Source organism: Pseudomonas sp. WT-JTC (assembly GCF_056711565.1).
The window spans coordinates 1,905,375-1,919,264 of record NZ_CM160042.1; the positions used below are offsets into that span (position 1 = coordinate 1,905,375).

Genomic DNA, 13,890 nt, shown 5'->3' on the forward strand with positions numbered 1-13,890 from the left:
GCTGAATCCTTTAATCCATTCGGGCATCAGGCCGTTCCTGAGCTGCCCGCGATGCCTCGGAAAACGGATCAGATGCGATGAATGCACCACTGAAAGCATTCGGCCCGATCAAGGCCGTGATTTTTGATATGGACGGCTTGTTGCTGGATACAGAGGGCATCTACACCGAAGTCACGGCCATTATCGCCGCGCGTTATGGCCGGACGTTCGACTGGAGCATCAAACAGAACATCATTGGTCGGGGTGCGGGCGATCTGGCGCGTTATGTGGTTGAAGCGCTGGACTTGCCGATTACGGCGCAAGAGTTTCTGGTGATCCGCGAGCCGCTGATGCGCGAGCGTTTTCCTACCGCGCAAGCAATGCCTGGCGCACAGGAGCTGGTACGGCATCTGAAGGCCAACAACATTCCCATTGCCGTCGGTACCAGTTCTTCAAGCCAGTCGTTCGGCCAGAAAACCACCTTGCACCGCGACTGGTTCGCCTTGTTCGACTTCATCGTCACCGCCGATGACCCCGAGGTGGGCGCGGCCAAACCGGCACCGGATATTTTCCTGACGGCGGCGCGGCGCCTTGGCGTCGCGCCCGAGGATTGCCTGGTGTTCGAGGATTCGCCCTTTGGTGTCACCGCAGCGAAGGCGGCGGGGATGACGGCGATTGCAATTCCGGATGCGGCAATGGCCGATGCCAGGTATGCACATGCCGACGGTATTCTTCGTACGTTGAAGGCGTTCGAGCCGGGCGCTTATGGTTTGCCGGCGCTTGAGCGGGCCTGACGACAAAAAATGTGGGAGCGGCGGTGCGGCGATCCCACACTTTGATCGCGTTTAATGCGTCAGGCGCCGAAGCCACCGTCGATGGTCAGGCTGGCCCCTGTGATATAGCCGGCTTCAGGGCCGACGAGGTAGGCGACGAAGCTGGCGATCTCCTCGGCCTTGCCGTAACGGCCCACGGCCATCATCGGGATCAGGCTTTCCGCAAAGTCACCGTCGGCCGGGTTCATGTCGGTGTCGACCGGACCTGGTTGCACGTTATTGATGGTGATGCCTTGCGGGCCGAGATCACGGGCCAGGCCTTTGGTCAGGCCGACCAGTGCCGACTTGCTCATGGCGTACGGGCCGCCACCGGAGAAGGGCATGCGGTCGGCGTTGGTGCTGCCGATGTTGATGATGCGACCGCCTTCGGTCATGTGTCTGGCGGCGGCCTGGGTGGCGATGAACACGCTGCGCACGTTGATGGCCAGGGTCTGGTCAAAGTCTTCGAGTTTAAACTCGGCCAGCGGCGCGACGGCCAGTACCCCCGCATTGTTGACCAGGATATCCAGGCGACCGAAGGCTTCTACCGTGGCTGAGACGGCACCGCGGATCGCCTCGGCGTCGGCGCTGTCAGCCTTGATGGCCAGGGCCTTGCCGCCCTTGGCGGTAATGCTGTCCTGCAGTGCTTCGGCTTTTGCCGTCGAGCTGACATAAGTGAAGGCAATGGTTGCGCCTTCAGCAGCCAGGCGCTTGACGATGGCTGCGCCGATGCCACGGGAACCACCTTGAATCAATGCCACTTTGCCGCTGAGGTTCTGAGTAGTCATGTCGATCTCCAAGTCCCGAGGCGAGATGTCCCGGTTGATGGAGCCTAGTATCGATTCAGGATTACATGCTGTGTAGACCATAATTGCGATAGTCTGTGTAAACCAAAAGTTTATAGTGGCGACTATGGAAACCTTCAGCAGTATCGAATGCTTTGTGCGCAGCGCTGAGGTCGGCAGCTTTGCAGAAGCGGCGCGACGCTTGAGTCTGACCCCGGCGGCAGTGGGCAAGAGCGTCGCCAAGCTCGAGGCGCGCCTGGGCGTCAGATTGTTTCAGCGCAGCACGCGCAGGCTGACCCTGACGGAGGCCGGTCAGTTGTTTCTCGGCGAAGTCAGCGGCAGCCTGCACACGATCCAGAATGCCGTGGCCAATCTCGCCAGTGCCGGAGGGCAGCCGGCGGGCACTTTGAAAGTCAGCATGGGGACGGTGTTCGGTTGTTTGTACATTGTGCCGATGCTCGGCGAGTTTCTGCGGCGATTCCCGGCGATCAACCCGGACTGGCACTTCGACAACCGCCAGGTCGATCTGATCGGGCAGGGCTTCGACGCGGCAATCGGCGGCGGCTTTGAGTTACCCCAGGGCGTGGTGGCGCGCAGGCTGAGCCCGGCGCATCGGGTGTTGGTGGCTTCGCAGGCTTACCTCGAGGCTCATGCGTCGATCAGCGAGCCGGATGACCTCAAGCACCATGACGGGATTCTGATCCGCTCGCCACAAACCGGTCGTGTGCGCTCCTGGCAGTTGACCCATCGCAATCACCAGCACAGCCCGTTGACGCTCAATGCGCGGATGACCATGAGCGATTCCGAGGCTGCCTGCGCCACGGCCGCGCAGGGTCTGGGCATTGCGCTGGTGAGCATGCCGTTTGCTGCGGGCTATCTGGAGTCGGGCAGATTGCAGCGGGTGTTGCCGGACTGGTACATCGACGATGGCTACACCTCCGTCTATTACGCCGAACACAAACTGCTGCCCGGCAAGACCCGGGTGTTTGTCGATTTCATCATTGAACAGTTTGCCGAGCGGGGGTTGGGGCAGAGGTTCAGTGCGGTTTGAGCCAAGTTCTAGACCGGGTTGCCCCCTTCGCGAGCAAGCCCGCTCCCACATTTGATCTGTAGTGAATACAACATCTGTATTCAACGCAGATCCAGTGTGGGAGCGGGCTTGCTCGCGAAGGAGGCAACTCGGTCAACAGTTGCGAACTTAACGAGCAAACCGCCCCGGCCAGCCAATGATGTTTTTCGGCCGCGGTGTCGCATAAGTCCGCACCTTCGATGTCGACAACCCCAATCGCACCAGCGATTCGGCGATGGTCACCGCCGCCGTGACGCCATCCACCACCGGTACGCCGGTACGTCGGCGAATCTGCTCGTCCAGTCCGGCCATGCCGCCGCAGCCCAGGCAAATCACTTCGGCCTTGTCCTGGGTCACCGCCAGTTCGGCCTGATGCACGATGGCTTCCAGTGCGCGCTGCGGCTCGTGCTCCAGTTCCAGCACGGCCAGACCACTGGCCCGAACCGAGGCGCAGCGATCCCAGAGGCCGGAGAGCTTGAGGCGATCTTCGATCAGCGGCACGGTGCGGTCGAGGGTGGTGACCACGGAATAGGCGTGACCGAGGAACATCGCCGTGCTGGCGGCGGCATCGGTGATATCCACCACCGGCACGTTGAGCAATTCCTGCAGGCCTTCACGGCCGTGTTCGCCGTAACCGGCCTGGATTACCGCATCGAAGGGCTGGTCGTAGGACATCACCCGGTCCATGACCGCAATGGCCGCCAGGTAGCTTTCGAAATTGCCCTCGATGGAGTCGGCGCCGAAGTGCGGGGTGAGGCCGACGATTTCCGTGCCGGGCGACGCGACGGCTTGCGCCGAGCGGGCGATGGCCTGGGTGATGGATTCGGTGGTGTTGACGTTGACCACGAGAATGCGCATGGGGAGTCCTTATTGCAGGTGGTTCCGCGGCCCGACAACGTCAGGCCGCGACAGGATTAATGGCTGGCGTTTTCGACTGCGATTGATTCGCCACTGACATCGGCATAGTGCGGTTGGCGTTTGGCGATGATCAGGTAGAGCATTCCGGCGATCCCGGCACCGATCAGCCAGGAGAACGGCGACACGCTGTGGAAGCCCGGTACCAATGCCAGGACGATGGCGATCAAGGCTGCAGGAATGAACGCCGCCACCGCGCGCAAATTGACACCGCGGCTGTAGTAATACGCGCCGTCAGGGTCTTCGCTGTACAACTGCGGCACGTTGATCCGGCCTTTTCGTACCTGCCAGTAGTCGACCATGATCACGCCGTACAACGGACCGAGCAGGGCGCCGAGGCCGGACAGGAAGTACACGATTACCAGCGGGCTGTTGTAGAGGTTCCACGGCAGGATCAGCACGGCGATGGTCGCGCTGATCAGCCCGGCGCGGCGGAAGGTCAGGTATTTCGGGGCCAGGTTGCTGAGGACGAACGCTGGGGCGACGAAGTTGGCCATGATGTTCACCGCCACGGTGACGATCAGGAACGCCAGGCAGCCGAGCACCAGGAAGAAGGTGTTGGGGATCGAGGCGATGATTTCGGTCGGGCTTTCGATGATCCGGCCATTGATCTGGAACTGCGCACCGCACAGCAGGACGGTGATGGCGGCGAACACCAGGATATTCACCGGCAGGCCCCAGAAGTTGCCGACCTTGATGGTCTTGCGGCACGGCGAAGAGCGGGCGAAATCGCAGAAGTTGAGGATCAACGTACCGTAGATCGCCAGCCACAGCGCGCCACCGGCAAAGATGTTGCGCCACATCTCACCGCCCGTCAGCGGCTCTCGGATCGACCAGGCAATGGTCGCGTCGGCCTGGGTGTACATCCACGCGGCGAGGGCGGCGACGGTCAGCAGAATCACCGGGCCGGCAAACGCCTCGTAGCGCCGCACCATCTCCATGCCATAGGCAAGGATCGCCAGTTGCACGAACCAGATCGCGACAAAACACACCCAGCCCAGGGTCGACAGGCCCAGGATCGAATTGTGGTCGTAGTCGGCGAACCCGGGATGGACCGCTGTCAACAACACGCGAAAGACGACGGACGCCAGGTACGTCTGGATACCGAACCAGGCGATGGCTATCACGGCGCGGATCAACGCAGGAATCTGCGCCCCATGAATGCCGAAACTGATTCGGCTGATGACCGGAAACGGCACCCCGGTCTTTTGCCCCATGTAGCCGGACAGGTTCATGAAGAAGTAAACCAGCGCCGCACCGATCCCCAGGGACAGCAGGATCTGCCAGCCACCCAGGCCCAGGGCATACAGACCGATGGCGAAGGAGTAGTTGGCAATGTTGTGAACGTCATTGGTCCACAGGGCAAAGATGCTGTAGCGGCCCCAGCGCCGGCCTTCGGCCTTGGTCGGCGCCAGGTCTTTGTTGTGCAGTCGGGGGCTGAGCACGACAGGGCTGTGATGCGCCTGATTGTCGGCGATGTGGGTGGAATGGGAGGAGGGTAGATCCAGCGCGATGTTGTTATTGGAGAGACTAGTACGCATTCCGGCAGGCTCCTGATGCTCGACATCGCGATGACTGTGCATGAGCGTTGGCTCGACAAATCTTCGTCGCGGGTGGCGAAAATCATTGGTTACGGGGCATCTGCAGCCTGTACGGGATAGGGCGCTTCAGGCTTGCGGATCTAAAGTGTGTGTATGTTTTGAGTTGATTGTATACAAAACATGTATGCACTTAAGCCAGAACTGTGCCAGTCGGGAGTTCTATGAAACGTGCTGCTCATTTCGTTTTGTTATGGCTTATCGCCAATTTACTGAAAAATAAATAATTTAAATTGACCGATTGAACAGGTATTTATTTTAAGAAAGGGACTCAGGAGGGCGTGGCGGCGCACATCAGGCGGTGGGATGTAACTTTTGGGGGCGCAGAAACAAAAAGTGCACACATAAATGGCACCGACGGTGACATTCTTGTGTACACATTTACGGGTATTACGAAAACCCTGTAGGAGCGAGCATGCTCGCGAAAAACTCTGGATAACGCGGGCACTCAGGCAGCACGCGTTATCGTTGACGTCCATCGCGAGCAAGCTCGCTCCTACAGAGGGGTATCACATGGCTCGGGATCAGGCTTTGGACTTGCTGATGATATTCCCCGCATGCAACCCGCATTCCTTCTGCGTCGCTTCTTCCCACCACCAGCGGCCTTCGCGCTCATGCTGGTTAGGCAGTACCGGACGGGTGCAGGGTTCGCAGCCGATGCTGATGAAGCCGCGCTCGTGCAGGCTGTTGTAAGGCAGTTCCAGCATGCGGATGTAGCCCCAGATCTCTTCGCTGGTCATTTGCGCCAGCGGGTTGAACTTGTACAGGGTGCGTTCAGGCGTGGAGAACGCGGTGTCGATCTCCATCACCGCGACGGCGCTGCGGGTGCCGGGGCTCTGGTCCCGACGCTGGCCGGTGGCCCAGGCTTTCACGCCAGACAGCTTGCGGCGCAACGGTTCGATCTTGCGGATGCCGCAGCATTCGCCATGGCCGTCCTTGTAGAAGCTGAACAGGCCTTTTTCCTTCACGAAAGGTTCGAGTTTCGTGTAGTCCGGCGACACCAGCTCGATGTCGATCTTGTAGTGCTCGCGCACCTGATCGATGAAGCGGTAGGTCTCGGGGTGCAAGCGGCCGGTGTCGAGGCTGAACACCTTGACGTTCTTGTTCAGCTTCCAGGCCATGTCCACCAGCACCACATCCTCGGCGCCGCTGAAAGATATCCACAGGTCATCGCCGAACTCGGCAAACGCGAGTTTCAGGATGTCCTGGGCGGATTTGTTGGCATAGGTCGTGGCGAGTTCCACGACGTCGAACGTTGGGCTCATCAGGGCGGCTTCCTACAGGTCGGTGGCGCTGGGCGCTCTATATGGGGTTGATGGTAACAAAAAGCCGCACGGGCCGGGGCATCCTCTGCGTTGCGCAGGCAGGCCCGAGTCGCTAGAGTTCGGCAGTCTTTTTGCTCGCTCGACTCAATAATCAATACAAATGGGAGTGTCTTGTGGAAATTGCCTGTCTGGATCTTGAAGGTGTGCTGGTCCCGGAAATCTGGATCGCCTTCGCCGAAAAAACCGGTATCGAGTCCCTCAGGGCTACCACCCGGGACATTCCCGACTACGACGTGCTGATGAAGCAGCGCCTGCGGATTCTCGACGAGCACGGCCTGAAGCTCGCCGACATTCAGGAAGTGATCGCCACGCTCAAGCCGCTGGACGGCGCCATCGAGTTCGTCGACTGGCTGCGCGAGCGGTTCCAGGTGGTGATCCTGTCAGACACCTTCTACGAGTTCTCCCAGCCGCTGATGCGCCAACTGGGCTTCCCGACCTTGCTCTGCCATCGTCTGATTACTGACGACAGTGGGCGAGTCACTGGCTATCAACTGCGTCAGAAAGATCCCAAGCGTCAGTCGGTCCTGGCCTTCAAGAGCCTCTACTACCGGGTGATCGCTGCGGGGGATTCCTACAACGACACCACGATGCTGGGCGAGGCCGATGCCGGGATCCTGTTCCATGCGCCGGACAACGTGATTGCGGAATTCCCGCAGTTCCCGGCAGTGCACAGTTTTGCAGAGCTGAAGCAGGAGTTCATCAAGGCTTCGAACCGGGCCCTGAGTTTGTAATCACATTCCCTGTAGGAGCGAGCTTGCTCGCGATGAACCTGCGAGCGCCGCGGGGTGTCAGGTTTCCAGCGTTATCGTTAACGACCATCGCGAGCAAGCTCGCTCCTACAGGGATGGGTGTGATCAGAGGTTTTGCAGCGTATCGAGCAGCACCTTCACCTTGGTGATCGACTCCTGGTACTCAGCCTGCCACTCCGAGTCCGCGACAATCCCGCCGCCGCCCCAGCAACACACCTGCCCGTCCTTGACCAGCAAGCTGCGGATGGCGATGGAGCTGTCCATCTCGCCGCGCACGTCCAGGTAAAGCAACGAACCGCAATACAGTCCGCGCCGGGTTGGCTCCAGCTCATCGATGATCTGCATGGCGCGAATCTTTGGTGCGCCGGTGATCGAGCCGCCGGGGAAACTGCCGGCGATCAGATCCAGAGCGTCGCGGTCATCCGCCAGTTCACCGGTGACACTGCTCACCAGGTGATGCACGTTCGGGTAACTTTCCAGGCTGAACAGTTCCGGCACCCGTACCGAACCGGTGCGGCAGGTCCGGCCGAGGTCATTGCGCAGCAGGTCGACGATCATCAGGTTTTCCGCGCGATCCTTGGGGCTGGCCAGCAGTTCGGCGGCGTTCGCCGCGTCTTGCTCAGGCGTCAGGCCCCGAGGTCGAGTACCCTTGATCGGGCGGGTTTCCACATGGCTCTGGCTGACTTTGACGAAGCGTTCCGGTGACAGGCTGAGTACGGCATCGCCGTCGGGCAAGCTCTGGAAACCGGAAAAAGGCGTCGGGCACGCTGCGCGCAGTGCACAGTAAGCGGCCCACGGATCACCCTGGCAGGGCGCGCGGAAACGCTGGGCGAAGTTGACCTGATAACAGTCGCCGGCCTGAATGTATTGCTGGATGCGCTCGATTGCCTGTTGATACTCGTCAGCGCTCAAGTCGGCAGTCATCGGGGTGAGCAGTTTGAATGGAGCAAGCACTTCCGCTGCAGGCTGGCTGAACAGGTCGATCAGGCGCTGACGTTCGCTGTCGGGCAGAGTCGGGTGGAACACCAGTTGGCTGGTCAGCGAAAGGTGATCGCTGATCAATGCCCAGCCGTACAGGCCGAAACGCGCGTCAGGCAGTTGCAGGTCGTCCCGCGCCTGGCTCGGCAGGCGCTCCAGATGCCGGCCGAAGTCGTAACTCAGGTAACCGATCAATCCACCGGCAAACGGCAACTCATAAGGTGTCGGCAAAGTAGCTTCGCCCAGGTGTGTCAGGTTTTCGCGCAGGCGTTGCAGGAAAGCGTCGCCACTTTCGTCGGGCGATACCGTCAGCTGTTCCAGCGGCCAGGCACTGAGCAGGTCATAGCGACCGCGGTCGGCGCCGGGGCGGCCACTGTCGAGCAGCACGGCACCGGGCGCATGGCGAATCGCCGCGAAGTATTGGGCGGGGTTGGCGCGATAGGGCAGCGGGTGTACGGAACAGGTCAGCATGGGCGGGGGAGATCAGCCATCGAGGCGGGGTGGCGATTGTAGTCCCCTCGGAGAATTGCTCCTAGAGGGGATTGATTGCTGTAGGAGCGAGCTCGCTCGCGAAAAACGCCGGATAACGCGGGCAATCAGGCAGCACGCGTTATCGTTGACGTCCATCGCGAGCAAGCTCGCTCCTACAGGAGAAGGACCTCAACCCACGACCGCAGGAATATGCCCAAACATTTCCTGCACGAACGCCACGCGCTCTGCGACCGTTTCGGTCACGCCACGAGCCTTCAGGTCTTCCAGTCGTGCTTCCACCGCATGAGTGCGCGACGTCAACCCGCAGTCATTGGCAATCTGGATATTCAGCCCCGGCCGGGCGTTGAGCTCCAGAATCAGCGGGCCTTTTTCCTGGTCCAGGACCATGTCGACACCGATGTAGCCCAGCCCGCACAACTCATGACAGCCAGCGGCAAGCTTCATGAAACCGTCCCAGTAGGGCAGTTGCACGCCATCCACGGCATTCGTGGTGTCCGGGTGTTTGTTGATGATGTTGTTCAGCCAGGTGCCGCGCAGGGTCAGGCCGGTGGCCAGGTCCACACCGACGCCGATGGCGCCCTGGTGCAGGTTGGCCTTGCCGTTGGACTGACGCGTCGGCAGACGCAGCATGGCCATCACCGGGTAGCCCATCAACACAATGATGCGGATGTCCGGCACGCCTTCGTAACTGATGCTCTTGAAGATCTGGTCCGGAATCACGCGGTATTCAATCAGCGCCCGGTCACGGTGACCGCCCAGGGAGTACAGGCCGGTGAGGATGCTGGAAATCTGGTGCTCGATTTCTTCATGGCTGATGATCCGGCCGGACACCGTGCGATAACGCCCTTCAAAGCGGTCGGCGATGACCAGGATGCCATCACCGCCAGCGCCCTGGGCCGGTTTGATCACGAAGTCACTGCGTCCGTCGACGATCTCTTCGAGATTGTCGATTTCCTTCTCGGTGGAAATCACCCCGTAGAGTTCCGGCACGTGAATGCCGGCGGCAATGGCGCGCTCCTTGGTGATGATCTTGTCATCGACGATCGGGTACAGGCTGCGCTTGTTGTACTTGAGCACGTAGTCTGCGTTGCGCCGATTGATTCCCATGATGCCCCGGGCTTCCAGGGCCTTCCAGGTTTTCCAGAAACCGAACATCAGGCGTCAGCCTTTTTCAGGAAGGCCTTGAAACGCACCAGTTCGGTCAGGCGATAACCGCGATAACGGCCCATAGCCAGCATGAAGCCCACCAGGATCAGCAGGATCGCCGGGAAGGTGAACACGAAGTACACCAGTTCCGGCACGGTCATGATCAGGTGTGCCAGGGACGCGGCGAACAGTGTGCCAATGGCCACTTTCATGGCATGGCCGCCGCCACGTTCTTCCCAGGTGATCGACAGGCGTTCGATGGTCATGGTCAGGATCACCATCGGGAACAGCGCCACCGACAAGCCGCGCTCCAGGCCGAGTTTATGGCTGAACAGGCTGATCGCCGCAATCAACACCACCACGAACGTCAGCACCACCGACAGCCTCGGCAGCATTTGCAGCTTCAGGTGTTCGAGATAGGAGCGTAGCGACAGGCCCAGCGCCGTGATGATGGTAAACAGCATGATACCGAAGCCGAGCTGGGTTTCGCGGAAGGCCAGGGCGATCAGCACCGGAGTGAAGGTGCCCAGGGTCTGGATGCCGACCAGATTGCGCAGGATCAGGATCACCAGCACGCCGATCGGGATCATGACCATGATCATGAAAGTCTGCTGGGTTTGCAGCGGCAGGCCGTACAACGAGTACTCGAGGAAGTTGGCGTCGGTGTTTTCGTCGGTCAGCTTGGCCAGGCGAATGGCGTTCATTTCGCTGTTGTTCAGGCTGAAGGTCACGTTGGCTTTCTTGCCGCCGTCGACGGTGATCAGGTTTTCGTCGCCGGTCCACCACAGCAGGCGGTCGGACGGCAGGCCCTGTTCACCGGTTTCCGGGTTGAAGTACAGCCAGTCGGTGCCATTGAAGCTGCGCAGCCACAGTTCCGGCAGTTGCGGCTGGTCGGCCACCAGGCGAATGGTGTGGACCTTCTCGATCGGCACATGGGCGATGGACAGCAGCAACTCGACGATTTTTGCCTTGTGCGCGGTGGATGGATCACCGGCCAGCAACAGTTTCACGTTGTCGTCGTTGAGGTTGTTGACCCGCTTGATGGCTTCGCCGACGAAGGTTTCGACGTCGGCCGAGTGCTGGCGAATCGGTGCGAGCAGGGCTTCGGCAGCGATTTTCTCCGGGCCTTCGATGGTCATGCTGTCGCGAAAGGTCGGACCTTTGATCTTGGCTTTCTCACCGGAATAACGCTTGGTCAGCACCAGGCGGTAATACAGCGTCTGATTGCCTTTGGCCCGGCGTGCCGACCACGTGACCTTGCGATTGCCGTCGACCCGGTTCACCGCCACGCCATAGTTATTGGAGATGAAGCTCTCGTTGAGGCTGACGAAGTCGCGGCTCAGTGGTGGCACGAACATCTGGATCTTGACCGGGTCCTTGGCACTGGCGACGAACTCGACCTTGGCGTCGATGTTCCACAAGTCGTCGGTGGCGTCTTCGGTTACCGGAATGCCCAGCACGAAGATCTGGTAGGCCGTAACTGAAATGCCCAGCACCACCAGGATGGCGATCAGCAGTTTCAGATGAAGGGTAAGAGAGCGCATTTGAATTACTCGGCGGTATAAGCGTCGGTGGTGCAGGCGGGTTTGCCGGCAGCATATTTAAGGCTGGGGTCAACCAGTGCATCGAAGCGCTTGAGCGCTTCGGAGCCAATCAGTAGCGGGTATTGGAAGGCACTGCGGTCGGTCAGGTTCACTTCGATGCTGCGCAGGGCCGAGCCCATGCAGATATCCAGTTCGATCACCGGACGGGCGGTGTATTTCTTGCCTTCCTCCGGGTCGTAGTCGCCGGCCCGGCGCTTGATCTTGCTGACACGGGCCAGCGGGCGTTCGATCGGGTGCGAATGGGCGGCGTCGATGGCCAGATAAAAGCGCACCCACGACTCGCCGTTGCGTTTGAAACGCTTGATATCCCGTGCACTCAGGGATGCGGTTTTCGCCCCTGTGTCGAGTTTGGCCGCCACTTCCAGATCAATGCCATTGAGCGATGCGTACTCATTGAGGCCATACACGGTCTTTTCCCCAGCCATTGCGTAGCCGGGCAGGCAAAGTAAATAAAGGAAGGCAGGGAAGGGCTTGAGTCTCATAAATCCTGGTGCGCAGCGGTCCGACTTGATTCAAGGCCCTGGCATCGCTGCGCAAGCTCCCTCGTATGCCTATCAGGGTTTTATGACAGACAGTGCAGATGTGACAAACAAATGCGGCGGCATTCTAGCACGGTGGTTTGCTGGCGCCAGCGCTGGCGGGTGGCTATGCACCGTCAGGTTGCTTCGTTATGGTGCAACCGGTTATCAGAAGATTGTCGACAATATCGATTTATCCTTTGACTGTGTCGCCTGTATTCGTTAGTTTTTGCGGCATTGGCTCACAAGGTGTCGACAATATGCTGGATCAACTCGATCCCCCGGTTTTAGCGCAGGACGATACGGAGACCCTGTCCGAGAACGTCTTTCGTCGCATTCAGGCGGCTATCGTCAAAGGCGAGATCGCGCCGGGCAGCAAAATCTCCGAACCGGAGCTGGCGCGCACCTACGGCATCAGCCGTGGCCCGCTGCGCGAGGCCATCCACCGTCTGGAAGGCCAGCGCCTGCTGGTTCGCGTACCGCATGTCGGCGCGCGGGTGGTGTCGCTCAATCACGCCGAGCTGCTTGAGCTTTATGAAATCCGTGAATCCCTGGAAGGCATGGCCTGTCGCCTCGCCGCCGAGCGCATGAGTGTCGAGGAAATCGACGAATTGCGTCGGGTCCTGGAAACCCATGAGCGCGATGAAGCGTTTCAGGCAGGCAGGGGCTATTACCAGCAGGAAGGCGATTTCGACTTCCATTACCGAATCATCCAGGGCAGCGGCAACCGCACGCTGACCCAAATGCTCTGCGGCGAGCTCTATCAGCTGGTGCGCATGTACCGCATCCAGTTTTCCACCACGCCCAATCGCCCGCACCAGGCGTTCGCCGAGCACCACCGCATTCTCGATGCCATCGCCGACCGTGACGGTGAGCTGGCCGAGTTGTTGATGCGCCGTCACATCGGCGCCTCCAAACGCAATATCGCCCGTCACTACCAGGACGGCGTTAACCCGACAGCCAAACGAGGTGAGTCATGAGTTTGAACAAGAGCACACCAGGCCAGCGTTTCCGCGATGCGGTCGCCAGTGAACATCCACTGCAAGTGGTCGGCGCGATCAACGCCAACCACGCGCTGCTGGCCAAGCGCGCCGGTTTCAAGGCGATCTACCTGTCGGGTGGCGGGGTGGCTGCCGGCTCCCTCGGCGTGCCAGACCTGGGCATCACCGGTCTGGATGACGTGCTGACCGACGTGCGCCGTATCACCGATGTATGCGATCTGCCATTGCTGGTGGACGTGGACACCGGTTTCGGTTCCTCGGCGTTCAACGTCGCTCGCACTGTCAAATCGATGATCAAGTTCGGTGCCGCGGCGATTCACATCGAAGACCAGGTCGGCGCCAAGCGCTGCGGTCACCGTCCCAATAAAGAAATCGTGACCCAGCAGGAAATGGTCGACCGCATCAAGGCGGCCGTCGATGCGCGTACCGATGACAGCTTCGTGATCATGGCCCGTACCGACGCCCTGGCGGTGGAAGGCCTGGAGTCTGCCCTGGATCGCGCCGCCGCGTGTATCGAAGCCGGCGCCGACATGGTGTTCCCGGAAGCCATCACTGAACTTGAAATGTACAAGCTGTTCGCCAGCCGTGTGAAAGCGCCGATCCTGGCCAACATCACCGAGTTCGGTGCGACGCCGCTGTACACCACCGAACAGCTGGCCGCTGCCGATGTATCGCTGGTGCTGTACCCGCTGTCGGCGTTCCGCGCCATGAACAAGGCTGCAGAAAACGTCTACACCGCGATCCGCCGCGATGGCACGCAACAGAACGTCATCGACACCATGCAGACGCGCATGGAGCTTTACGATCGCATCGACTACCACACCTTCGAGCAGAAGCTCGATGCGTTGTTTGCCGCAAAGAAATAATGAACACCGTGTACCTGTAGGAGCGAGCTCGCTCGCGATGGTGGGCTATACAC

The 13,890-nt window shown here is 60.2% G+C and carries 13 protein-coding genes; 5 read left to right on the forward strand and 8 right to left on the reverse strand.

The window, feature by feature from the left end:
* Window positions 1–77: 77 nt before the first annotated feature.
* Entirely contained in the window at window positions 78–773 is a 696-nt protein-coding gene (locus AC06G5_RS08660; protein ID WP_413421993.1) for an HAD-IA family hydrolase, read from the forward strand.
* A gap of 59 nt (window positions 774–832) precedes the next feature.
* Here AC06G5_RS08660 and AC06G5_RS08665 read toward each other — a convergent pair whose 3' ends face one another.
* Window positions 833–1,579: a 3-oxoacyl-ACP reductase family protein gene (locus AC06G5_RS08665; protein WP_413421995.1), complete on the reverse strand. Its 747-nt coding sequence runs from the start codon at window positions 1,577–1,579 to the stop codon at window positions 833–835.
* Between the two features lie 124 nt (window positions 1,580–1,703).
* Here AC06G5_RS08665 and AC06G5_RS08670 point away from each other — a divergent pair, with 124 nt between their 5' ends.
* The gene (locus AC06G5_RS08670) at window positions 1,704–2,627 is read left to right on the forward strand and encodes a LysR family transcriptional regulator (protein ID WP_413421997.1); all 924 of its coding nucleotides are present in this window, start codon (window positions 1,704–1,706) and stop codon (window positions 2,625–2,627) included.
* Window positions 2,628–2,774: 147 nt separating this feature from the next.
* Here AC06G5_RS08670 and AC06G5_RS08675 read toward each other — a convergent pair whose 3' ends face one another.
* The 3 genes from AC06G5_RS08675 to AC06G5_RS08685 all read right to left on the reverse strand — a co-directional run bounded on the left by AC06G5_RS08675 (window position 2,775) and on the right by AC06G5_RS08685 (window position 6,423).
* Window positions 2,775–3,503 carry an aspartate/glutamate racemase family protein gene (locus tag AC06G5_RS08675; RefSeq protein WP_007988885.1) on the reverse strand — a complete coding sequence of 243 codons (729 nt, stop codon included), beginning with the start codon at window positions 3,501–3,503 and terminating at the stop codon, window positions 2,775–2,777.
* A 56-nt stretch (window positions 3,504–3,559) separates the two neighbouring features.
* Window positions 3,560–5,101 (reverse strand): NCS1 family nucleobase:cation symporter-1, encoded by a 1,542-nt coding sequence (locus AC06G5_RS08680; protein ID WP_413421999.1) that lies wholly within the window; start codon window positions 5,099–5,101, stop codon window positions 3,560–3,562.
* Between the two features lie 581 nt (window positions 5,102–5,682).
* The gene (locus tag AC06G5_RS08685) at window positions 5,683–6,423 is read right to left on the reverse strand and encodes a phosphoadenylyl-sulfate reductase (RefSeq protein WP_007971943.1); all 741 of its coding nucleotides are present in this window, start codon (window positions 6,421–6,423) and stop codon (window positions 5,683–5,685) included.
* Between the two features lie 173 nt (window positions 6,424–6,596).
* Between AC06G5_RS08685 and thrH the strand changes: the two genes are divergently transcribed.
* Complete coding sequence (thrH, locus tag AC06G5_RS08690; protein ID WP_413422001.1) at window positions 6,597–7,214, forward strand: bifunctional phosphoserine phosphatase/homoserine phosphotransferase ThrH; 618 nt, start codon at window positions 6,597–6,599, stop codon at window positions 7,212–7,214.
* Window positions 7,215–7,337: 123 nt separating this feature from the next.
* Here the strand turns inward: thrH and pabB are convergent, their stop codons facing one another.
* From pabB to rloA, 4 genes are all read right to left on the reverse strand, one after another.
* Window positions 7,338–8,681: an aminodeoxychorismate synthase component I gene (gene pabB / locus AC06G5_RS08695; protein WP_413422003.1), complete on the reverse strand. Its 1,344-nt coding sequence runs from the start codon at window positions 8,679–8,681 to the stop codon at window positions 7,338–7,340.
* 189 nt (window positions 8,682–8,870) lie between these two features.
* A complete protein-coding gene (locus AC06G5_RS08700) occupies window positions 8,871–9,857 on the reverse strand; it encodes an alpha-L-glutamate ligase-like protein (RefSeq protein ID WP_413422005.1) in 987 nt (328 codons plus the stop codon).
* Entirely contained in the window at window positions 9,857–11,392 is a 1,536-nt protein-coding gene (rloB, locus tag AC06G5_RS08705; protein ID WP_413422007.1) for an osmotic stress tolerance membrane protein RloB, read from the reverse strand. Before rloB ends, AC06G5_RS08700 begins: the two co-directional genes overlap by 1 nt.
* A gap of 5 nt (window positions 11,393–11,397) precedes the next feature.
* Complete coding sequence (gene rloA / locus AC06G5_RS08710) at window positions 11,398–11,934, reverse strand: retropepsin-like aspartic peptidase RloA (RefSeq protein ID WP_413422009.1); 537 nt, start codon at window positions 11,932–11,934, stop codon at window positions 11,398–11,400.
* A 296-nt stretch (window positions 11,935–12,230) separates the two neighbouring features.
* Between rloA and AC06G5_RS08715 the strand changes: the two genes are divergently transcribed.
* On the forward strand, window positions 12,231–12,950 hold the full coding sequence (locus AC06G5_RS08715; protein WP_008017617.1) for a GntR family transcriptional regulator: 720 nt from the start codon (window positions 12,231–12,233) through the stop codon (window positions 12,948–12,950).
* Complete coding sequence (prpB, locus tag AC06G5_RS08720; protein WP_008061726.1) at window positions 12,947–13,837, forward strand: methylisocitrate lyase; 891 nt, start codon at window positions 12,947–12,949, stop codon at window positions 13,835–13,837. Before AC06G5_RS08715 ends, prpB begins: the two co-directional genes overlap by 4 nt.
* Window positions 13,838–13,890: the final 53 nt, after the last annotated feature.